A 20,732-nucleotide genomic window follows, 5' to 3' on the forward strand; every position below is an offset into this window, starting at 1 on the left:
GGGCCACCATGGATATCGATTCGCTGATCCGCTACACCACCGAAGGCATGCTGCTGTGCCTGACCGTCTCGCTGCCGCCGGTGATCGTCGCGGCGGTGGTCGGCCTCGGCGTGTCGTTCCTGCAGGCGATCACCTCGATGCAGGATCAAACGCTCTCGCATGCGGTCAAGCTGATTGCGGTGACGGTCGCCATCGTCATCGCTGCGCCGCTATCATGCGCGGCGGTCCTGCACTTCGCCAACGAAATCCTGCAGGCGGCGGTGCCGCTGTGACGCGGCGCCTCGACTGCCGACCTCACGCGAGGCTAAGCTTATGAGCCGGGTCTCCCACTCGAACGGCAACGAAACGGCAGCGGCCAATGCGCAGCACACGGCCGATGCCCAGCAGAAAAGCGCCAATGCCCAGGGTGCCCGAAACGGCGTGCAATTCGCAGCGCTGTATCGCGGCACGACCAATTTCACCTACGGACAAGACCCGCAACGCGGTCCGTCGGTCAGCTCGGTGCGCGCCAGAAAGATGGCCGACCAGTTGGCGCGCAAGCGCCGCGCGGCGAAGAAGCAACGCGGCGGCGGCGCGGGACTCGACGACGACGGACCCGACGAGGCCGACGCACATCACGCCGACAGCCATGCGGTGAACCGCGACGGACGCGGCCGTGGCGGCGGCGGGCAGTCGCATGACGATCACTCGGACGAGCATGATTCGGACGCCGCGCCGACGATGAAGGTGCGCAAGAATAGCGGCGTGGTGCCGCCGCCCACGAGACAGCTCGAGGCGATTGCCGGGCAGTATGCGGAGCCGGGTCAGGAAGGGATGCGTAATGGGGCGCTGCGCGATGCGTGGTGCGGCGCGATGCTGGGGTTGCTGGGACAGTTGTCCGCCAGCCCGCAACTGCAATTCGCAGCCTCAATCATGGAGCTTTCGATGGATCTGCTCGGCGCGCAGCAGCGTTTTGGCAAGCTGCCGTCGCTCGGTCTTTCCTCGCTGCGCGATCGCAGTTCCGGTGCTTCTGGCCCCGGCGCCGGTGTGACGAGACTGCCGCCGCCCGAGCGAGTACAACGCTTTAACCTGCTGTTTCCGCTGCTGTGGCTGCATGCGGATATGCCGTACACCGGGCCGCAGCGTGCGCGAGCATTAGATACGCTGGGGACGCTGCGCAGCGGCACGGTGAGCCGCGCAATGACGGCTTCCGCGGGGAATAAACCGGGCGCGCAGGTGGAGTCTTAAAAGACGTGACTATGAATTTATTCTGTCACCCAGGACAATCTTGTGGATATTGCCCGGATACACCCATTCGCGAGCCTGGCGCGCAATGAGATCCATAAATGCTGGGGGACCACTGCAGTAGATCTGAGTGTTCGCATGCGCTGGGCTCATCGCGTGAGAAGTTGCCTGCTCCAACTGCTCTGCATCCAGGCCAAAATGGTGATGCACCCTACCTTCGCTTTTAAGAGCGTCAAGTTCTTCCCGAAGGACTGCGCGTTCAGGTGAACGAGCGAAGTTGTGCAGCTCGAATTTTTGACCTGCCGCGTCGAGCCGTTTCGCGATTCCGGCGATCGATGCCGCGCCAACGCCTCCAGCAAAAAGTATCGATCGGGTGGGACCGTCTAAAATAACGGCAGGACTCCGTGGCGTTTCGATAAACGCCTCGTCTCCTTGGCTCAGTGAGATGTCAGCGGTCTCTGTGTCCGTATCGCCATCATCCTGTCTCACCGCGATGACATAGGCACGCGGTCGAGACGCAAAACTGCACAGGGGATAGGTTCTTCCCTTGGAGACGATGTTGTCGCGAGCAAGTGTGACACAAGCTCCATCGTCAAACGACGGAAGCTCCGATCGGGACCTGGTTTGAAGTTCAACGGCATGGTAACTCTCGGCAAGTTGCCATTTCCGTGTAACGACGACTGAGAGGAGGCTGTCGTGCATGTCTTCTCCAATAGGAACTTCGACTTCCGGAATCGGGAGTTCGTCAGTGCATGGATTGCATGAGAAAAGCCCGTCCAGGAAACTATTGGAAGGACGGCTGAATGTGAGATTCAGGTTAGGGCGGAAGCGATCCACCAGCAAGGCGTCCAACGCGAATACCACGTATATAGCTACGCTGATAGAGGGTGGCCGTTGGCTCGCGTTGGCTCGGTATGGCAGGGCTTCCGTAAAAGGGGTCACCCGGCCGTGGGGATTCCTGGGATGGCGACGCCAAAAGTCTGCAACAGCAGGATTACGTTGAGGGCCAGAATCGTTGCGGTCCCCAAAATCGCGGCGACCGATACCAGTCGGCTATTCACGAACGCGCCCATGATGTCGCGTCGGCTGGTAAAGATCACGAGCGCGATCATCGGCACCGGCAGAGCAAAACTCAATACCACCTGGCTGTAGACAAGCGCATCGGTTGCGTTGACACCGAGCGCCACGACGACGAATGCGGGCACCATCGTCACAAGTCGGCGCAGCCAGACTGGAAGACGAAAGCCCACGAAGCCTTGCATGATCATTTGCCCTGCCATCGTTCCGACCACCGAACTGGAAACGCCTGAGGCGAGCAGCGAAACCAGGAAGACTCCGGCTGCGCCGGCGCCAAGCAAAGGCGTCAAGGTGTGATAGGCCGTCTCGATCTCGGCCACGTCGGGATGACCGGCATGAAATGCGCCGGATGCCATGATGACCATTGCCATATTGACGAGACCGGCGAGCGTCAGCGCGATGACGACTTCGCGGTTCGAGAAGCGCACGAGCCGGCGGCGCGCAACATCGGTACGCGCGGGTGCGCGATTTTGCGTGAGGCCGGAGTGCAGGTAGATGGCGTGTGGCATCACCGTGGCGCCGATAATACCGACGGCGACGCTGAGCGCCCCTGAACCATGCAACTGCGGTACGAACGTTCCGTGCGCCGCGGCTCCCCATGCCACGTGCACAATCAGCAGTTCGATCACATAAGACAGGGCAATCGCGGCAATAAGACCGCCGATAACCAGCTCGATCGGGCGGAAGCCTTGCTTCTCGGCCGTCAGGATCGCGTAAGTTACAAGCCCGGTCACTGCCATGCCAATAAGCAGAGGCAGGTGAAACAGGAGTGCCAGGCCAATCGCGCCGCCGAGAAACTCTGCAAGGTCAGTCGCCATTGCGGCGATCTCGCTGATTCCCCACATTGCATAGACCACGGGAGCCGGAAAATGCTCGCGGGACATTTCGGCGAGATTGCGGTTCGTGACGATGCCCAGCCTCGCCGAAAGCGCCTGGAACAGCATGGCGACGATGTTGGCAACCAGCACCACCCAAAGCAACGAGTAGCCGTAGCGTGCCCCGGCCTGAAGGTTGGTGGCGAAATTGCCCGGGTCCATGTACGCGATAGAAGCGACCACAGCCGGGCCGGCGAACAAGAGCGCGGAGCGGATGCCGGCGCTGCGCCCAGCCAGAACCTCGCCGATGGCCAGCGTGGTTCGTTCGGTCATTCCCAGACGGGCGGCTGGCGTACTCATCGCAGAAGTCCTCTCGCGTGAAACAAACTATCGGTGCCATAGCTTTAGCCGGGGCCAGGGACCGGGTGGCGTGCTTCGGACGGCATTTCATATTCCATGCCAGCCGTTTCGTCGCACGTTTGCATGATGCTGCGAGGAACGGGAAAAGAACAATTGAACGTTCTCATCGCTTCGATAAAGAAACCTGAAGCGTGCTCTACGTTCTCAAGACTTGCTCTGGCGCCGGTGCACGGCGTTTGCGATATTCAGCGGGGAGACGCCGGCTGGGCGGCGGCGGCCGGAACCGAGCCACTGCTCCGGATATTTCCAATCAGCCCATCCATACCTCATGAATCGAAGTCTGAAAGACGCCGCCATTCATTGGGCCGCCTCCGGCCACGTGGATCGCGTCCGCAATCACTGCCGCGCCCATGCCGTGGCGAGGCGTAAGCATGGGTGCGAGCGTGCTCCATGTATCGGTCCGCGGGTCATATTGCGTGCTACGCAAGACCGCTTAGTGCCAGTCAACCGACCGGGTATCGCGCCCGCCTATCGCGTGAATCTGGCCGTTCCCGGCCACGACGGAAATGGCTCCGCACGAACCGCGCGATAGAGGATGGATGGCGTGCCAGCGATCCTCGGCCACCACATACGCATAGCAATCCGGAACCACAATGCGGTTCTGTTCGACGAAGCCGCCAAACGCGTAGATTGGCGCAAAGAATACCTGTTTAGCGCTTGCAATTTTTCGACAACTATCCCGGCTAGGCGACACGCTCCAGCAATTCAATTCGGTTTCCGAACGGATCGATTGTGAAGATTCTCGAGAATCCCTTGATCGCCACATCGGCCGACAATGGATAGCCGGCGGTTTTTAGTTCTTCGACAATCGGTTCCAGCCGGTCGACCAGCAAACCCGGGTGCGCTTTCAAAGCGGGGGAAAAATCCTTCTGCACACCGAGATGCAACTGCATGGGCCCGCATTGATACCAAAGACCACCGCGCCCGGCTGTGTCAGCGGGTTTCTGCAACTCCTGCAAGCCCAGAATCTCACCGAAAAACCGCCTTGCATCATCCTCGCCGCCCGCCGGCATGGCCAATTGCACATGATCGATACCAATTACAGGCATTTCATATCTCCCAGGAGCTTTCGAAAATAGAACCCGTTCAGAATAGCCAACGATTCTTGCACGGATCGAATGGAATGAAAACTCCTTTAAGCCCCTGACTTATCCAGATCAATCATTCTCTTAACCCGGCAACTCAAGCTCGCTAATCAAGGTGATATCGACTCATGCGCAACGGATAATCGCTATGAAGCAGAGGGTTTGATGTTCTGGTTGTGACGAAACAGGTTGTGCGGGTCGTACCGGTTCAACGTTCACGCTTCGAGCTCGGGACTACGCTGTGCCCAGGGTGCGGCTTGTTCGAGTTGCGCGGCGAGTTGCAGAAGCGTCGTCTCGTCGCCGTAGCGCCCAACGTAGTGCGCGCCGATCTGCTTCTCGTCCCGCCGGATACCCTGCATGCGCATCCGGCGTTCGGGGCCTCGGCGGTGCTGTATCTCGAACCCGAAAGTATTGAGTGGGCCCGCTTTGCCGGTCGCGAAAGCACTGGCCTCGCCTCCTTGCCGTTCGACCCGCGGCTGCGTTCCTTCGCTCGTTGCGCTGCGACCGGGGATTCGCCGACTCCGCTCATCTATCGCGCACCTTTCGCTCCGCGTTCGGCATTGCCCCGTCCTTCATGTTCGAGCCTGGCCGCCTAAGTGTTACGGTCTGCGAAACTGCAGCGGGCATCTAACGCCAGCTTGCCGTACAGCGAACTCTGGAAGCCACAGCGGCTTACGTCGACAGGATTGCTCCAACATACCCTGACAATGTTCACAGCTTGTTTGCAGACGGCACCCGCTTTAAAACGGAATTGCAGTGGCCCACCGCGAAACTATGTGTTTCCGCGGATCGATATATCCATATTTGGAGAATTGCAATGGCAGAAAGAATCGTCAGCACTCATTCGGTCGGCAAATTCGCTTCGCCGCCCACCACGCAATGGATCAATTCGCCGCTCACCGTCAGAGTGCCGTTTCCGGCGTCGTTCTCGCGCACACCGGTCGTCACGGTCACCACGCTACAAGATCCCAACTATCCCGGCGTCCTCAACGACACGTTTGCGACCACCGTCGTGAAGGTCACGAATACCGACTTTACGCTGCGGATCGTCCGCGTCGATACGGTCAAGCCGAACTACTCCGCTTTCGGCTGGGATCAGAATCTGCAGATTGGCTATACGGCCGAAGTGCCGGCTTAATGCTTGCAGTGATTTTCTCTTGATGCGGAGCGAGTGAAATCTCATCCGCAGGAACGAAAATCTCTTGAGGTGCCTGTCGAATCGAATTCGAGGGGACGGGCACCGCAAGGCGCCCACCTCAAACAAACGATTCTCCCAGACTCAGTGACCCAGGCCGCTGCTGGCGATCTGCTGCTCCACGTACTGAGCAAAGAGCGTGTGCAGATGCGTCGTCGGATGAAGGTCGTCAGCGAACATGTAGGTCTGGTCCGCGTTGGCGCTCACGTAGGTTGCCGGCGAGCAGAGCAATGAGGTGTCGTCGGGTGTTGTCGTAGGGTTACAGGCCTGGCCGGTATTCGATACGGTGAAGCCATTTGCTTGAAAATTCGCGATGATCTGATTCAACCACGTATAGGAATCGATCTGGATAAGCTTGGCTTGCAGACCGTTGGCCTGTAAGGCGGCGTTCAGCGTATTGTTGAAGAGTTGCGATAACTGGGTGAAGGTTGCCCCGCCATCCGGCTGAGCGAGACCCTTGGGCGACAGTCCAATGTTCGGAAGATTGACCACCACGACATGGGTCGCGCCTGCCTGCACAACCTGCCCAACCAGCTGAGCGAGCGTGGTGGCCGCCGTCTCCACGGTCTGTGCCGCGGCCGGTAGCGCCCCAGCGCGCAGCACATCGTTCGCGCCGGCCCAGACAAGCACCAGTTGACCGGAGTTAAAGCTCCCATACGTGGTCAGATAGCTCGAAACCTGCTGATTGACCGGCATTTCGACGTCGCCGATCACGTCGGTGAGGAAGTCGTTCTGGTTTGCCGGCGTCGCCACTGTCGCACCACCTTCCGCATAGCCGAGGCCGCCCTGCGCACTGAGTTTTTGCGTAATGTCGATGGTATAGGCAGCGCTTAGCGTATTCCCGTAGTATTGCGCAACATCCTGAGTCCACACCTGTCCGGGATTGGTCGTAAAACGCCCCCCGCCAACCGCGCTGGCGATCGGCGCATAGGTCCCGACATCTGAAAGGCTATCGCCGAATGAGACAATCTGCAGATTGATGCCGCCTGCCGGTGTGGCTGAGCCGCCACTACCCGAACCGCCTCCGCTCCCGCCGCATGCCGCGAGCAGTGCGATCGCCATGGAAAAAATTGCAGCGCGTACCGTGTCATGTAGTGTTCGCATCGCGACCCCCTCGTGAGTTGCCGGCAACTGCGGGCACTTCGCGGACGAATCTCGCGCGTCGCCTTGCCAACAACCACTACACTCAAGCAAAAAGCGTGCGCTATCGCGGCCTCGGCCGTCGAATAGGTTCGGATGCCCAAACGTCCACAAGCTTTCCTACAAGAATGAGGCCCGCGCGCCCATCGGGTCGCAGATAAACCAGGGGACCGAAGCTGGCTTGCCAAAAGACGCGGTTGTGCTATAAAAAAATCTTGGCAATAGCATGTTGACTACCGGTCGCCCTGCCGAAAAATGGGCGGCTCCACTGGAGCGAGCGCGACAATCCATGAGTCTTCTGGAGCTCAGAGGCGTTTCCAAGCACTTCGGCGCCATTCAGGCCCTGACCGAGATGAGCCTCAGTCTGGAGCCGGGTCAGGTCGTCGGGCTCATGGGAGACAACGGCGCAGGGAAATCGACGCTGGTGAAGGTCATCGCTGGGAACTTCCCCCCCTCGCACGGCGAAATCCTCATCGACGGCAAGCAGGTGCATTTCAGCAAGCCGGTTGACGCGCGCGCCCAGGGGATTGAAGTCGTCTATCAGGACCTCGCGCTGTGCAACAACCTCACGGCGGCTGCCAATGTCTTCCTCGGCCGCGAGCCCCGGGTCGGCTTCGGGCCCATCCGCATTCTCGATCACGCGGCCATGTATCGGCGCGCCGGCGAGCTCTTCAAAGAACTGAAGTCCGAGACGCGCCCCCGTGATCTCGTCCGCCAGATGTCGGGAGGTCAGCGACAGGCAGTGGCGATCGCTCGCACGCGCCTGTCCGAGGCGCGGCTCGTCATCATGGACGAGCCGACCGCAGCGATCAGCGTCCGCCAGGTAGCGGAGGTGCTCGACCTCATCAAACGCCTGTCCGAACATGGCATCGCGGTCATTCTCATCAGCCACCGCATGCCCGACGTTTTCGCCGTCGCCCACCGCGTGGTCGTGATGCGGCGCGGACGCAAGGTCGCGGACAAGAACACCGAAGCAACCTCTCCGGAAGAAGTGACCGGCCTCATCACCGGAGCCATCGCCACCGCCTGAACCTGCCTCGCACGGCTATGCATGGGGTCGCACTCGACGCTAAAGCGCCAGGTGCAACCAACAGGAGCCCAGAAATTGAACGATCAGCCTGAAAGGCCCTCGCGAATCCCGACACTGCTTGATGATCCACAAGCCGCGAAGACCCATACCCGTTGGACGGGGTTGCTCGCGAGCCAGGTGTTCTGGGTGGTGCTCGCCACGATCGTCGCCTGCATCCTGCTGTCGTTCGCGACCTCGACCTTTGCGACGCCGCAGAATCTTTTCAACGTCACGCGTAACTTTGCCTTCGTTGCGATCGTCGCGCTTGGCATGATGGCGGTGATCATCACGGGCGGCATCGATATTTCGGTCGGCTCGACGATCGGTATCAGCGGTATTGTCCTCTCGGTGGTCATGAACGCGGGCTATCCGATCTGGGCCGGTATCGGCATGGGGCTCCTGACCGCAGGGATCGTCGGTCTCGTGAACGGTCTGCTCATCGCCTATCTCGACATGCAGCCGTTCGTCGTGACGCTCGGCATGCTGAGCATCGGCCGCAGCCTCGCGCTAGTGTTCTCCGGTAGCCGGACCATTTTCGACTTCGGTCCCGACGGCAGCAAACTCCTTGCGCTCGGCGGCGGCTCGACCTTGGGGCTCGCCAATCCGGTGTGGTTCCTGGTGGTATTCGCCGTGCTGTTCTGGTTCGCCTTTACCTGGACGCGCTGGGGCCGCTACGTCTTCGCGGTTGGCGGCAACCGTCATGCCGCGAATCTCACCGGCGTTCCGGTGCGCCGCGTCATCTGCTCCGTCTATGTGCTCGCTGGCCTGATGGCGGGCGTCGCGGCCATCCTCGAAGTCGGCTGGCTCGGCGCGGTGACCACGGGTCTAGGCACAGGCGACGAATTGCGTGTGATCGCCGCGACCGTGATCGGCGGCACCAATCTCATAGGCGGCGTCGGCAGCACCTTCGGCACCGTGGTCGGCGCGGCACTCATCGAAGTCATCCGCAACAGCCTGATCCTGCTCGGCGTCGACTCTTTCTGGCAGGGGACCCTGGTTGGCGCCTTCATTATCATCGCCGTGCTCTTCAACCGGCTCGGCGGCGAGCGGCAAGGGGATTGAAACGTCTTCGGAAGCACCGGTCAGAGTGGGTCGGTGCTACGAAAATGCGGCCGGTCGAGACGCGGAACTGCCGGGCGCACAGGTTCACAAGATGCGAAGGTTCCGCGCGCGGGTGAAAGCTCAGAAATGGGCTTTCCTTAGGACTATGATGAAAATGATGCGAGCAGACATGAACGCCGTAGAACCGGCGCCAGCAGCTTCGCATGGGACCGGATCAAGTGCTTTGCATGGGACCAGAGTAGGCGCTAAAGCGCCAACTCCGGCCGACAGATAAAGCGCCAACTCTGGTCGACAAGGAGGAAACAATGAAGAAAGCTTTGATGTGTCTTGCCGCGATCGGAGGGCTCGCAATGCTGGCCTCCCCCGCCTTCGCAGCCGATAAGACCCTCGCGCTGGTGGTGAAGGGTCTCGACAACCCCTACTTCGACCTCATGCACCAGGGATGCGACCGGGCGAACAAGGAACTCAACAAGGAAGGCTACACCTGCTACTACACCGGCCCCGCAACGGCCGCAGACGAAAGCGCCGAAGTACAGCTTATCGACGACCTCTTGACCAAGGGTGTGTCGGCAATCGCGATCTCGCCTTCGAACGCCCCAGCCGTGGCCGAAGTGTTGCGCCGCCGCAATGTGACGATCCCGGTCATTACCGCGGATGCCGATTTGTTGCCGAAGGACGCTTCGCTGCGCAAGAGCTATGTTGGCACCGACAATTACGATCTGGGCGTCAAGCTCGGCGAGCAGTTGAAGTTGCTTATGCCGAAGGGCGGCAATATCTGCCTCGTGATGGGCAATCCCGCGGCCGAGAATATCAACCAGCGCGCGCAGGGCACGCGCGACGTACTCTCGGGCAAGAAGGGAATCGCCAAGCTCGCTGGCGAAAACGGCTGGCAAGAGATCAGCGCCTGCCCACTCTACGTGAATGACGACGCCGCCAAAGCAAACCAGATGATGCAGGACACGTTGACCGCCAACGCCAACAGTCTTGACGCCTTCGTGCTCGAAGGCGGTTGGCCGCTGTTTGCCCCGCAAGCTTATTCGCAGGTCGTCGCGCCTATCATGCAGAAGATCCAGGATGGCAAGTTCGTGATTGTCTCGGCCGATACGCTCGGACCGGAACTGCAGGCCCTCAAGGACCACAAGGTCAATGTCCTCGTCGGTCAACGGCCGGAGGAAATGGGCTATCGGGCAGCCATGGTGATGCGTGACCTCGCAGAAGGGAAGACAGTAAAGCCGCTCATCCATACCGGCCTCGATACCTGCACCTGGAAGAACGCCGACACCTGCCTGAAGCATTGAAGGCAGGCAGGTGCCGTTGCAAAGACGGATCCCGGGCCGAGTGAAATGCGACTCGGCCCCGGAGCGACCTCTACGGCGGCATCCAAGGCGAAACGGTCATACGTGCGGTCGTGCCAGTCGGCTGGCGCACCAACAACTACGCTTCTTCCACCAGCAGTTTCGCACTCCATATGACTTCGTCGAAATCTCATGCAGACCGGCAATCGGTCAAACAGCCGGCAGGTCATCAATGCATTTTTCGACGTGGCCATCCGGAACGTCCGTGTCGATCCCGTCGTCGCCGTTGGTGTGGGCCACTGCCTTGATTTTCGGCCCAAGAAATCGCCTGCCGCCGAGGGTAAAAACCGACCAGACCACATCCCCCGCATGGATCGCGTTGACCGCTGCCGCCACCTCGACGATTGCGGGTTGAGACGACCATTCGTTCGTCTTCGGATCGATCAGCGCCCAGCGCACGTGCGTGACGCGGTCGCTTGCAGGGTTGATGCGCACGCCATCAATCGCATAAGTAGCCATTTCACCTCCAACACTATTGAAAATGAATCGGAGCCCGGCACCGCCAACTCGATTCTTATGCGAATCGATTCAAGCTAGTCGGACCTTTGGAACAGATCGACTTCCATCGTCGCGGTTGCATAACTCATCATACTTCTACGAATGCGTTTTCGTTTCCGGTGCGAGTTGTCACACTGCAGCATTGCTTTGAACAAGATTATCAGATTAGCCCGGTTCGACCACATGTTCGCCGCCCATTGCCTAAAATCTAAGGGCGCACGAAACGGTCCTGTAAACAGCGCGCTACGACGCTCACGGTATCGCTAGGCGTACGAATACTGCCAGGCTTCAATCGCAAGGAGAATCGTCATGGCGACCTATGTGGTTCTTTCACAGTTTACGGATCAAGGCATCCGCACCATCAAAAACAGCCCGCAACGGGCGAGTCAGTCGGCGGAATTGGCCAAAAGTTTTGGCTGCGAGATGAAAGAGATCTACTGGACGATCGGCGAGTACGACATTGTCACCATTATCGAAGCACCCGACGAGCAAAGCTTCGCCGCATTCGGCTTTGCGGTCGGCTCCGCAGGCAATATCCGTACGCAGACGCTGCGCGCTTTCAACAAGAGCGAAATCGGGGCGATTCTGGGCAAGCTATCGTAGAGATCCATCCAGCATGCAAACGCTTTTCCAAGGAGCTCACACTATGAACGGAGATAACGGCGGCAATGTCCGCGCTTTCGTGCAAGTTGCCGAACAGGCCGGCGCCTACGTCTGGGTCATCACGCTAGTCGACTTCACGGCGCAAAAGGTGAAGCGCTCGCTTGTTTCGGACGAAACCTATACGACACGTGCCGCTGCTCAAGACGCCGGCGACGCCCATCTGAAAGCACTGGCCGAAGATCGCTAGCCTTCAGGAGTCCGCTGCGTTTCGCACGCGGACTTGTCAGATTGAAGGTCAGGCAAATGGCCAGTGAGGAGAAATCCCATGTCCACCACGCAAGGACCTTCCCATTCGCCTTTCGAGGTATCCGTCGAAGCAGGCAGCTACCGTGTCGCTCGACCGCAAAGCGCAAGCGATGTGAGCGATCTGCTAAAACAAAACGGCGTGCAGATCGTCGATCTGAAATTCACCGACTTGCCGGGTCTCTGGCAACACTTCTCTATCACACTCCCCGAGGTTCATGAAGATCTCTTCAGCGCCGGGATCGGCTTCGACGGCTCTTCGATCCGCGGCTTTCAGGAAATTCACGAGTCGGACATGCTGCTGCGGCCCGATCCGAGCACCGCCTTTATCGACCCGGTGTGCGCCACACCGACGCTCTCGATCATCTGCGACGTGGTCGACCCTGTGCTGCAGCAACCGTATTCACGCGATCCGCGCTATGTCGCGAAGAAAGCGGAAAACTATCTGCGCCAGACCGGTATCGCCACCACGTGTTATTTCGGGCCCGAACTCGAGTTCTTCATCTTCGACTCGATCCGCTTCGGACAGGACCAGCACTGCGGCTACTACTATGTCGAATCCGCCGAGGGAGACTGGAACACCGGTCGCGATGAGGGTGCGTACGGCGGCGGCAATCTCGGCTATAAACAGCGCTACAAAGAGGGCTATTTCCCGGTGCCGCCGCACGATACGCTGCAGGAGATCCGCTCGGAAATTGCACTGACGCTGCAGCAGACGGGCGTGCAGATCGAAGTGCATCACCATGAGGTGGCGACCGCCGGTCAGAACGAAATCGACATGCGTTTTGCCACGCTCACGCGCATGGCCGACAACGTGATGATCTACAAGTACGTTTGCAAGAACGTCGCGCGCCGGCACGGAAAAGTGGCTACGTTTATGCCGAAGCCGTTGTTCACCGACAACGCGAGCGGCATGCACTGCCATCAGAGCCTATGGAAAGACGACTCGAATCTCTTTTACGACGCAGCCGGTTGGGCGTTGACTTCCGAATTGTGCCGCTGGTACATCGGTGGCTTACTGAAGCACGCGCCGGCACTGATGGCTTTCTGCGCGCCAACGACCAATTCATATAAACGTCTGGTGCCCGGATATGAGGCGCCGGTGAACCTGGCGATGTCGCAGCGCAACCGTTCGGCCGCTGCGCGTATTCCGATGTATTCCGCTTCGCCGAATGCGCGGCGCGTCGAGTTCCGCTGTCCGGACCCGTCGGCCAATGCGTATCTGGCGTTTGCGGCGATGCTCATGGCCGGCCTTGACGGGATTGAAAACAGGACTGATCCGGGCGACCCGCTCGACCGGAACATCTACGACCTTCCGCCCGAGGAGGCCCGGAACATACAGCAGGTTCCCGGTTCGCTCGAAGCATCGCTCGCCGCCCTGGAGGCCGACGATGGCTTCCTGCGCAAAGGCGATGTGTTCACCGACGACGTCATCCAGACCTGGATCGAATACAAGCGCAAACGCGAAATCGACACGCTCAAACTGCGGCCGCACCCATGGGAGTTTTACCTTTACTTCGATACCTAAAGGCACCCAAACGCACGGATCCGTTTGTTGCACTGCACACCAAACGGAACCGGTGCGATAACAAATAGTGGGAAACCAGCACCCGACATGTTTACCTACGATGAACAGGTTTACCTATGATATTAGGGAATGCCTAATTGAGTCGCTGCGGTCTAGCAGCGTAAAGTAGTGGCACATCGGTTTGGGGGGCACTAGGCATGTGTCTGGCTTCTCGTTGCGATTTCAGCCGTGATCTCCGGCAACGCCCGGCGTTTGTGCAACCCGCATCTCGCACCGAGGTCTGCGGCCGTGGCGGCGTGGTCTTTCAATCCGCACCATGACCCCTCTCATTTCCGTCAAAAGGCTCAACAAGAGCTTTCCCGGCGTGCGGGCGCTCCACGAAGTCCAGTTCGAACTCATGGCGGGCGAAGTCCACGCGCTAATGGGCGAGAATGGCGCCGGCAAGTCGACGCTGATGAAAATCCTCGCCGGCGTGTACACCCGCGATTCCGGCGAATTCCTCTATGACGGCCAGCCGGTGGCGTTCTCAACTCCGCGTGAGGCGCAGGCCGTGGGCGTATGCATCATTCATCAGGAACTCCAGTTGATGAATCATCTGAGCGTTGCCCAGAATATGTTCATCGGCCGCGAGCCGCGCGGGCGCCTCGGCCTGTTCCTGGACGAAGACAAGCTCAACGCGCAGGCGCGCGAGATTCTTGCCCGCATGCATGTCAATCTCGACCCGCGCGCCGTGGTCGGCACGCTGACGGTCGCCAAGCAGCAGATGGTGGAGATCGCCAAGGCCTTGTCGTTCGATTCGCGCGTCCTGATCATGGACGAGCCCACCTCGGCGCTCAACGACGCCGAGATTGCCGAGCTGTTCCGCATCATCCGCGAGCTGAAAATCCGGGGCGTCGGCGTCATCTATATCTCCCACAAGATGGATGAACTCAAGCAGATCGCCGACCGCGTCACCGTTATGCGTGACGGCGAATATGTGGCCACCGTCACCGCCCGCGACACCAGCGTCGAAGCGATCATCGGCATGATGGTCGGGCGAACCTTAGCCGACGTCGAGCCTTCGCACGGTGCCGCGGATAAAGGCGAAGTCGCGCTCGAAGTCAAAAATCTGAACGCCGGCCCGCTCGTCAGAGACGTGAGTTTTGCGTTGCACAAAGGCGAGATATTGGGCTTTGCAGGCTTGATGGGCGCCGGGCGCACCGAGGTTGCCCGTGCGGTGTTCGGCGCCGATCCAGTCGACTCCGGCGAAATAGTGGTGAAAGGCGTAAAGGCGGCGATCAGGAGACCGAGCGATGCGGTGGCGCGCGGTATCGGCTACCTCTCGGAGGACCGCAAGCGTTTTGGACTTGCTACCGGCATGGATGTCGAATCCAACATCGTGATGTCCAACTTGGGCAAATTCCTCTCGCTTAACTTCTTCTTGCGCCGCACCCAGATCCGCCGCACCGCCTCCCATTTCATCAAATTGCTGGCCATTCGCACGCCGTCGCCGGCGCAGCAGGTGCGGCTCCTCTCGGGAGGCAATCAGCAGAAAATCGTCATTGCCAAATGGCTCGAACGAGACTGCGACGTGCTGTTCTTCGACGAGCCGACGCGCGGCATCGATGTCGGCGCCAAGAGCGAGATCTACAAGCTCCTGCGCTCGCTCGCCGGGCAAGGCAAGGCGATCGTGATGATCTCGTCGGAGCTGCCGGAAATCCTGCGGATGAGCGACCGTATCGTCGTGATGTGCGAAGGCCGTATTACCGGCGAACTCTCCGCCAAGGAGGCGACGCAAGAACGCATCATGCATCTGGCGACGCTGCGTGAAACCCTAAAAGCGGCATGAACCTCGATAGGTCCATTTCATGACACTGCCATCGGATACGCCGGCGCTGGGTAACAAGGAAAGATCCTCGGGACTTCGAGCCCGTCTTTTCGCGCCTGCCGCCCTGCAAAAGCTGCTCGCCTTCGGCAGCCTGATCCTGCTGCTGGTGTTTTTCAGCTTCGCGTCCCCCGCTTTCATGCAGATGGACAACATGCTTGGGATTCTGCAGGCGACGGCGGTCAACGGCGTGCTGGCGATTGCCTGCACCTTCGTGATCATCACCGGCGGCATCGATTTGTCGGTCGGCACCTTGATGACGTTTACGGCGGTCATTTGCGGTGTGTTTCTGACTTACTGGCGTTTGCCGATGTGGACCGGTGTTCTTGCTGCGATCGGCACTGGCGCAGTCTGCGGAACCGTTTCGGGCACGCTCACGGCGAAGATGAAAATCCCGCCGTTCATTGCCACCCTCGGCATGATGATGCTGCTCAAGGGGCTTTCGCTCGTCGTCTCCGCCGACAAGCCGATCTACTTCACCGACACCGAAAATTTCTACATGATCTCGCAGGATTCGCTGATCGGTTATGTGCTGCCGAGCATGCCTATTCCAAACGCGGTCCTGATCCTGTTCTTTCTTGCGGTGGTGAGTTCGATCATGCTCAACCGCACGGCGCTCGGCCGCTATACGTTTGCGCTCGGCAGCAACGAAGAGGCCGTGCGCCTGTCCGGCGTGAATGTCGATCGCTGGAAAATCGCCATTTACGCCCTGGGCGGCTCGATTTGCGGCATCGCCGGGCTGCTCATCGCCTCGCGGCTGAACTCGGCCCAGCCGGCGCTAGGCCAGGGCTATGAACTCGAAGCCATCGCCGCCGTGGTGATCGGCGGGACCTCGCTCTCCGGCGGTTCGGGCACGATTCTCGGCACGATCATCGGCGCGTTCATCATGAGCGTGCTGACCAACGGCCTGCGCATCCTGTCCGTCGCGCAGGAATGGCAGATTGTGGTGACCGGTCTCATCATCATTCTCGCGGTCTACGCGGATATTTTGCGGCGCAAGAAAAGCTGACGGCGCGCGGGAGAGGCTGAAGAACGGGATCAAGCTCAAAGTACCAAGAAAAGGGAGCGCGACAGGCTCCCCCAACGGCTGAAGGTTGAATGGCCCACCCCAGGAGGAGATACCCCATGTTGAAAAGAAGACTAATCGGCGTCGTGCTCGGCGTCGGCGCGCTCGTTGGCGGCACGAGTGTCACGCTCGCGGACGAACCCTATATCCCGCTCATCTCGAAGGGCTTCCAGCATCAGTTCTGGCAAGCCGTCAAAGCCGGCGCAGAACAGTCGGCGAAGGAGCAAAACGTCAGGATCTCGTTCGAGGGTCCGGAAACCGAGGCGATGGTCGACAAGCAGATCGACATGCTCTCGGCCGCGCTCGCCAAGAAGCCTCAGGCACTCGGCATCGCCGCGCTCGATAGCAAGGCGGCTATTCCGCTGCTGCGGCGGGCACAGGCTCAAAAAATCCCGGTCATTGCCTTCGACTCGGGCGTCGACAGCGACATTCCGCTGACGACCTGCGCCACCGACAACATTGCCGCAGCCGCCCTCGCCGCCGACAAGATGGCCGAGGCGATCGGCGACTCCGGCGAGGTGGGCCTGATCGTGCACGACCAGACGAGCCGTACCGGCGTCGATCGCCGCGACGGCTTCCTGAACGAGATGAAGGCCAAGCATCCGAACATCAAGATCGTCTCGGTCCAGTATGGCGGCGGCGACCACCTGAAGTCGGCGGAAATCGCCAAGACGATGATCCAGGCCAATCCCAATCTCAAGGGCATTTTCGGCTCGAATGAAGGCTCGGCGGAAGGCGCTGCAATCGGCGTCAAGGAATCGGGCAAGAAGCTGGTCCTGATCGGCTATGACTCGGGCAAGGAGCAAAAGGAGGACATCACGTCGGGCCTGATGTACGGCGCCATTACGCAGAACCCGATCGGCATCGGCAAATGCGTGGTCGACTCCGCGGTGAAGGCGCTGAAGGGCGAAACGCTGCCCAAGAAAGTCGACACGGGCTTTTACTGGTACGACAAGAGCAATATCAACGATCCCAAGATTGCCGCCGTGCTCTACGACTGAGCGTTGCTGCTGCGGCGTAGTGAGCGAGGCAGGGTCGCGGCGTCCTTGAACGCCACGGCCCTCCTTTTGCATCGACGGATGTCGTTAGCAGTTGCCCCGGGAGGGTGCTCAGATGACCACGATCACAAGGCTGTCGGTTCGCGACATACGGTTTCCGACCTCACGCTCACTCGATGGCTCCGACGCGATGAACGCCGCGCCCGACTACTCCGCCACCTACGTGACGCTCGAAACCGATGCGCCGGACTCGCTCACGGGTCATGGCCTGACCTTCACCATCGGACGCGGCAACGAGATCTGTGTGACTGCGGCACAGGCGCTTGCCCCGCTTGTCGTCGGCAGAACGCTTGAAGAGATCGCGGCGAACATGGGCGCTTTCTGGCGCGCGCTGACCTCGGACAGCCAGTTGCGCTGGATCGGTCCGGACAAGGGCGCGATTCATCTGGCGACGGCGGCGGTCGTCAATGCAGCCTGGGACCTGTGGGCAAAAGCGCAAGGCAAGCCGGTGTGGAAGCTGCTGGTCGATATGAGCCCCGAGGAACTCGTGCGTTGCCTCGACTTCCGCTATGTGACCGACGCGATTACACCGCAAGAAGCCATCGCCATGCTGCACCGCCATGCCCGGACCAAGGACGAGCGCGAGCAGGAAATGTTGGCGCACGGCTATCCCGCCTACACGACTTCAGCCGGTTGGCTCGGCTACGACGACGACAAGATTCGCCGGCTCGCACGCGAAGGTGTCGCACAGGGCTGGACGCACTTCAAGCAGAAGGTGGGCGGCAGTCTCCAGGAGGATATGCGCCGGGCCCGCATCCTGCGTGAAGAAATCGGCCCAGACCTGAAGCTGATGATGGATGCGAACCAGGTGTGGGATGTCGACGAAGCGATAGCGAATATGCGCTGTCTGGCCGAGTTCGACCCATGGTGGATCGAGGAACCCACGAGTCCCGATGACATTCTCGGCCACGCGGCCATCCGGCAGCGGCTTCACCCGATCGGTGTCGCGACGGGCGAACATTGCCAGAACCGCGTGATGTTCAAGCAGTTGCTGCAGGCGCATGCCATCGACTTCTGCCAGATCGATAGCTGCCGCCTGGGCGGTCTGAACGAGGTGATCGTCGTCTTGCTGATGGCGGCGAAATACGGCGTGCCCGTGTGTCCGCATGCGGGCGGCGTCGGTTTGTGCGAGTACGTGCAGCATATTTCGCTGTTCGACTATATCTGCGTATCGGCGTCGCTAGAAAACCGCGTGCTCGAATATGTGGACCATCTGCATGAGCATTTCGTCGATCCTGTTGTGATTCGCAACGGCCGCTACATGCCGCCGAAACGTCCCGGCTATAGCATCGAAATACATGCAGATTCGCTCGATCAGTACGGCTTTCCTGATGGCCCGGCCTGGCGGGTTTGAGGCAGCTCACGTCGAACCGCCGCGGTTATGCCACGGCGGTGGTGTCACTTAGACCGCTACTCTTCACCATCGACGGGCACGGCATCTCCACTCTGCGAGGTCCAGTGAAAGACCATATCGGCGCGCGCTCGCGTCGACTCGATCAGCGCTGCGTTCACCTCGTCGGTGTGCTGAACCCAGTCTCGCGCAGCGGCCTCATCGCGACCGAACTTCACATGACGGTCTACAAGCCGCTGTCTGCGCACTTCTGGAACAAGATCGACATACCACGCTTCGTCAAGCAGCGGCCGAACGGCCTTCCAGTGGCCGCGCTCGAGCAACAGATAGTTGCCTTCGGTAATCACCAATGGCGTGTCCGGCATAACGGGAATGGCTCCGGCGACCGGTTCTTCAATTTCACGCCGAAACGTGGGGGCATAAATCACTTCGTCATTACGCTGGGCGCGCAGACGTTCCAGCAGGGCAACGTAACCCGCACTGTCGAACGTATCTTCGGCGCCCTTGCGGGAAGCGCGGCCAAGACGCTCGAGTTCGACGTTCGCGAGATGAAATCCGTCCATTGGCACCACAACCGCGCGGCCAGGCAGTCTTTCGAGAATAGCCTGCGCCAGCGTTGATTTGCCGGCGCCCGGCGCGCCAACCAAGCCGAGGATACGGCGCTCGCCGTCAGCGATCAGCCGCTCTAGCCGGACCAGAAAGTGATTTTCGATCATCGAGACAATTTCTTTGGTGTGGTTTGGGAAAACTCGTTGCTAGCAGGCGGCGAGGGAGCGCCGCCGCACTCGCCTCAGCACCTCAACGGCGCATCGTCCTGGTGATAAGCCCTCGCCTTGGCCGCGGCATTGATCCCTCCAGCGATAAAGGTACGCGCGTGACTGGCCAGATCCATGCCGTCGTCCCACAAGTTCCGCCAGATCGCCAGAGCGTTGGACAATTGCTCGTTCACCACCGTCGATGAGAAGCTCTCGAACGTGATCACGCCTTGGTAGTCGATCATCGCAAGTGCATGGAAGAACTGCGCGAAGTCGATGGTACACGAACCCAGATAGCCCTGGTTGCTTTCGCCGAGGCGACCGGTGCCTCGATATCCCGGCCCGGGCGCGCCGTCAGTCGTGTCGGACAACCGTGGCGGCGCCCGCGTGCTGACAGACGTATTGCCGGCAAAGATGATGGCGCGCGGCGACTCCCCTGCTGAGTTGCTGTTTCTTGGCGGTGTAGTAGATGAGTATGCGACGGACATGCGCATTGCCGGGTTCCGCGACGCCTTTGAGGCTCGGGGCATAAGTCCGGCGGCCGATGCTGTCGAATGCTTCGGGTATGACGCTTCGTCTGCGAGGTGCGCGCTTGCGCATCGCTACGAGAGCCTCGGCCGGCTCCCCGCTGGCCTGCTGATGAATTCGATTACCGCGTTTGAAGGACTGGTTCAGTTCGCCTCGAGCTTGCCGCGCGACGCCTGGCAGTCCACGGTTGTCGGATGCTTCGACTGGGATCCTTTTGCAGCACACCTGCCGTTCGAGGTGACCATGGTGCGTCAGGACGTGCAGGAGATTGCAGAGGCCTTCGCACTGGCCGACACGCATGACACAACGACTCACCCTCTCGTGATCGTACCGACGAGCTTCGGCCCGATGTCCGGCGAGGACGATCAAAGCGTCGGACCCGGAGGCCACCTGCATACTCCACCTACTTATTCATCTTGAACCGGCGACAGCAAGCCGTTGCCGTCCACCGTGAAGCTAAAGCCTCGCCAGATCACCCGCGTCGAGAAGAAGCTGGCGACGAAGATAAGAAACGACACGATGTCCCAGAACGGCAGCAGCCACAGGTCGTGGTGCGGCTGCCGCAACGCGTGATCCGATTGCATCTTCAACGCTAATCGGGCGAGCAATGCCGCAAGCGCCAGCGGCCAGGCCCACACCGTGCCGCCAGAAAACACCACGGTCAACAACGCAAACGCAAGCGGATGAATCAACGCGGAACCGATATGGCCGATCGGGTCAATGGTGCGGATGGTCC

At 60.1% G+C, this 20,732-nt stretch carries 23 protein-coding genes and 2 pseudogenes; 14 read left to right on the forward strand and 11 right to left on the reverse strand.

Annotation, left to right across the window (positions count from 1 at the left end; translation table 11 throughout):
* The first annotated feature begins 8 nt into the window (after nucleotides 1-8).
* Entirely contained in the window at nucleotides 9-272 is a 264-nt protein-coding gene (sctS, locus tag BLQ92_RS20035) for a type III secretion system export apparatus subunit SctS (RefSeq protein WP_074295048.1), read from the forward strand.
* 40 nt (nucleotides 273-312) lie between these two features.
* Complete coding sequence (locus tag BLQ92_RS20040) at nucleotides 313-1,227, forward strand: hypothetical protein (RefSeq protein WP_090686267.1); 915 nt, start codon at nucleotides 313-315, stop codon at nucleotides 1,225-1,227.
* A gap of 9 nt (nucleotides 1,228-1,236) precedes the next feature.
* Here the strand turns inward: BLQ92_RS20040 and BLQ92_RS20045 are convergent, their stop codons facing one another.
* The 6 genes from BLQ92_RS20045 to BLQ92_RS40080 form a co-directional block, all read right to left on the reverse strand.
* Nucleotides 1,237-2,076: a ferredoxin reductase domain-containing protein gene (locus BLQ92_RS20045; RefSeq protein WP_244106637.1), complete on the reverse strand. Its 840-nt coding sequence runs from the start codon at nucleotides 2,074-2,076 to the stop codon at nucleotides 1,237-1,239.
* Between the two features lie 86 nt (nucleotides 2,077-2,162).
* Complete coding sequence (locus BLQ92_RS20050) at nucleotides 2,163-3,476, reverse strand: Nramp family divalent metal transporter (RefSeq protein WP_090686269.1); 1,314 nt, start codon at nucleotides 3,474-3,476, stop codon at nucleotides 2,163-2,165.
* 310 nt (nucleotides 3,477-3,786) lie between these two features.
* Nucleotides 3,787-3,909 (reverse strand): hypothetical protein, encoded by a 123-nt coding sequence (locus tag BLQ92_RS41105; protein ID WP_279607967.1) that lies wholly within the window; start codon nucleotides 3,907-3,909, stop codon nucleotides 3,787-3,789.
* Nucleotides 3,910-4,219: 310 nt separating this feature from the next.
* Complete coding sequence (locus tag BLQ92_RS20055) at nucleotides 4,220-4,585, reverse strand: VOC family protein (protein ID WP_090686270.1); 366 nt, start codon at nucleotides 4,583-4,585, stop codon at nucleotides 4,220-4,222.
* A 182-nt stretch (nucleotides 4,586-4,767) separates the two neighbouring features.
* Entirely contained in the window at nucleotides 4,768-4,833 is a 66-nt protein-coding gene (locus BLQ92_RS41430; protein WP_143016636.1) for a BBE domain-containing protein, read from the reverse strand.
* 3 nt (nucleotides 4,834-4,836) lie between these two features.
* Nucleotides 4,837-4,986, reverse strand: a complete 150-nt coding sequence (locus BLQ92_RS40080; RefSeq protein ID WP_218133045.1) for a hypothetical protein — start codon at nucleotides 4,984-4,986, stop codon at nucleotides 4,837-4,839.
* A gap of 452 nt (nucleotides 4,987-5,438) precedes the next feature.
* Here BLQ92_RS40080 and BLQ92_RS20060 point away from each other — a divergent pair, with 452 nt between their 5' ends.
* Nucleotides 5,439-5,759 (forward strand): H-type lectin domain-containing protein, encoded by a 321-nt coding sequence (locus tag BLQ92_RS20060; RefSeq protein ID WP_090686271.1) that lies wholly within the window; start codon nucleotides 5,439-5,441, stop codon nucleotides 5,757-5,759.
* A gap of 141 nt (nucleotides 5,760-5,900) precedes the next feature.
* Here BLQ92_RS20060 and BLQ92_RS20065 read toward each other — a convergent pair whose 3' ends face one another.
* Nucleotides 5,901-6,920 carry an SGNH/GDSL hydrolase family protein gene (locus BLQ92_RS20065; RefSeq protein ID WP_090686272.1) on the reverse strand — a complete coding sequence of 340 codons (1,020 nt, stop codon included), beginning with the start codon at nucleotides 6,918-6,920 and terminating at the stop codon, nucleotides 5,901-5,903.
* Between the two features lie 325 nt (nucleotides 6,921-7,245).
* On the opposite strand from BLQ92_RS20065, the gene BLQ92_RS20070 reads away from it, so the two are divergent.
* From BLQ92_RS20070 to BLQ92_RS20080, 3 genes are all read left to right on the forward strand, one after another.
* Nucleotides 7,246-7,986: an ATP-binding cassette domain-containing protein gene (locus tag BLQ92_RS20070; protein WP_090686273.1), complete on the forward strand. Its 741-nt coding sequence runs from the start codon at nucleotides 7,246-7,248 to the stop codon at nucleotides 7,984-7,986.
* A 75-nt stretch (nucleotides 7,987-8,061) separates the two neighbouring features.
* Complete coding sequence (locus BLQ92_RS20075; RefSeq protein WP_244106635.1) at nucleotides 8,062-9,087, forward strand: ABC transporter permease; 1,026 nt, start codon at nucleotides 8,062-8,064, stop codon at nucleotides 9,085-9,087.
* Between the two features lie 305 nt (nucleotides 9,088-9,392).
* Nucleotides 9,393-10,385 (forward strand): sugar-binding protein, encoded by a 993-nt coding sequence (locus tag BLQ92_RS20080; RefSeq protein ID WP_090686274.1) that lies wholly within the window; start codon nucleotides 9,393-9,395, stop codon nucleotides 10,383-10,385.
* Between the two features lie 207 nt (nucleotides 10,386-10,592).
* Here the strand turns inward: BLQ92_RS20080 and BLQ92_RS20085 are convergent, their stop codons facing one another.
* Nucleotides 10,593-10,901, reverse strand: a complete 309-nt coding sequence (locus BLQ92_RS20085) for a hypothetical protein (RefSeq protein WP_090686275.1) — start codon at nucleotides 10,899-10,901, stop codon at nucleotides 10,593-10,595.
* Nucleotides 10,902-11,249: 348 nt separating this feature from the next.
* Here BLQ92_RS20085 and BLQ92_RS20090 point away from each other — a divergent pair, with 348 nt between their 5' ends.
* The 7 genes from BLQ92_RS20090 (at nucleotide 11,250) to BLQ92_RS20120 (ending at nucleotide 18,716) form a co-directional block, all read left to right on the forward strand.
* Nucleotides 11,250-11,543 (forward strand): GYD domain-containing protein, encoded by a 294-nt coding sequence (locus BLQ92_RS20090; RefSeq protein WP_090686276.1) that lies wholly within the window; start codon nucleotides 11,250-11,252, stop codon nucleotides 11,541-11,543.
* 43 nt (nucleotides 11,544-11,586) lie between these two features.
* Entirely contained in the window at nucleotides 11,587-11,790 is a 204-nt protein-coding gene (locus BLQ92_RS20095) for a hypothetical protein (protein ID WP_090686277.1), read from the forward strand.
* Between the two features lie 78 nt (nucleotides 11,791-11,868).
* Entirely contained in the window at nucleotides 11,869-13,374 is a 1,506-nt protein-coding gene (gene glnA / locus BLQ92_RS20100; RefSeq protein WP_090686278.1) for a type I glutamate--ammonia ligase, read from the forward strand.
* Between the two features lie 316 nt (nucleotides 13,375-13,690).
* Nucleotides 13,691-15,202: a sugar ABC transporter ATP-binding protein gene (locus BLQ92_RS20105; RefSeq protein ID WP_090686279.1), complete on the forward strand. Its 1,512-nt coding sequence runs from the start codon at nucleotides 13,691-13,693 to the stop codon at nucleotides 15,200-15,202.
* A 19-nt stretch (nucleotides 15,203-15,221) separates the two neighbouring features.
* Entirely contained in the window at nucleotides 15,222-16,247 is a 1,026-nt protein-coding gene (locus BLQ92_RS20110; protein ID WP_090686280.1) for an ABC transporter permease, read from the forward strand.
* Between the two features lie 116 nt (nucleotides 16,248-16,363).
* The gene (locus BLQ92_RS20115; protein ID WP_090686281.1) at nucleotides 16,364-17,305 is read left to right on the forward strand and encodes an ABC transporter substrate-binding protein; all 942 of its coding nucleotides are present in this window, start codon (nucleotides 16,364-16,366) and stop codon (nucleotides 17,303-17,305) included.
* Nucleotides 17,306-17,417: 112 nt separating this feature from the next.
* Complete coding sequence (locus BLQ92_RS20120; RefSeq protein ID WP_090686282.1) at nucleotides 17,418-18,716, forward strand: L-fuconate dehydratase; 1,299 nt, start codon at nucleotides 17,418-17,420, stop codon at nucleotides 18,714-18,716.
* Nucleotides 18,717-18,772: 56 nt separating this feature from the next.
* On the opposite strand, the gene BLQ92_RS20125 is transcribed toward BLQ92_RS20120, so the two are convergent.
* A complete protein-coding gene (locus BLQ92_RS20125) occupies nucleotides 18,773-19,429 on the reverse strand; it encodes a nucleoside/nucleotide kinase family protein (protein WP_090686283.1) in 657 nt (218 codons plus the stop codon).
* A gap of 74 nt (nucleotides 19,430-19,503) precedes the next feature.
* Nucleotides 19,504-19,797 (reverse strand): annotated as a pseudogene (locus BLQ92_RS20130) (sugar phosphate isomerase/epimerase); the annotation flags it as partial.
* 58 nt (nucleotides 19,798-19,855) lie between these two features.
* Between BLQ92_RS20130 and BLQ92_RS20135 the strand changes: the two are divergent.
* Nucleotides 19,856-20,416, forward strand: coding sequence for a type 1 periplasmic-binding domain-containing protein (locus BLQ92_RS20135; RefSeq protein ID WP_244106634.1), 561 nt, complete (start codon nucleotides 19,856-19,858; stop codon nucleotides 20,414-20,416).
* Here BLQ92_RS20135 and BLQ92_RS20140 read toward each other — a convergent pair.
* A pseudogene (locus BLQ92_RS20140) lies at nucleotides 20,404-20,732 on the reverse strand (bacteriohopanetetrol glucosamine biosynthesis glycosyltransferase HpnI); the annotation flags it as partial. The gene BLQ92_RS20135 and the pseudogene BLQ92_RS20140 overlap by 13 nt on opposite strands.

Source organism: Paraburkholderia phenazinium, assembly GCF_900100735.1.
GTDB lineage: Bacteria > Pseudomonadota > Gammaproteobacteria > Burkholderiales > Burkholderiaceae > Paraburkholderia > Paraburkholderia phenazinia.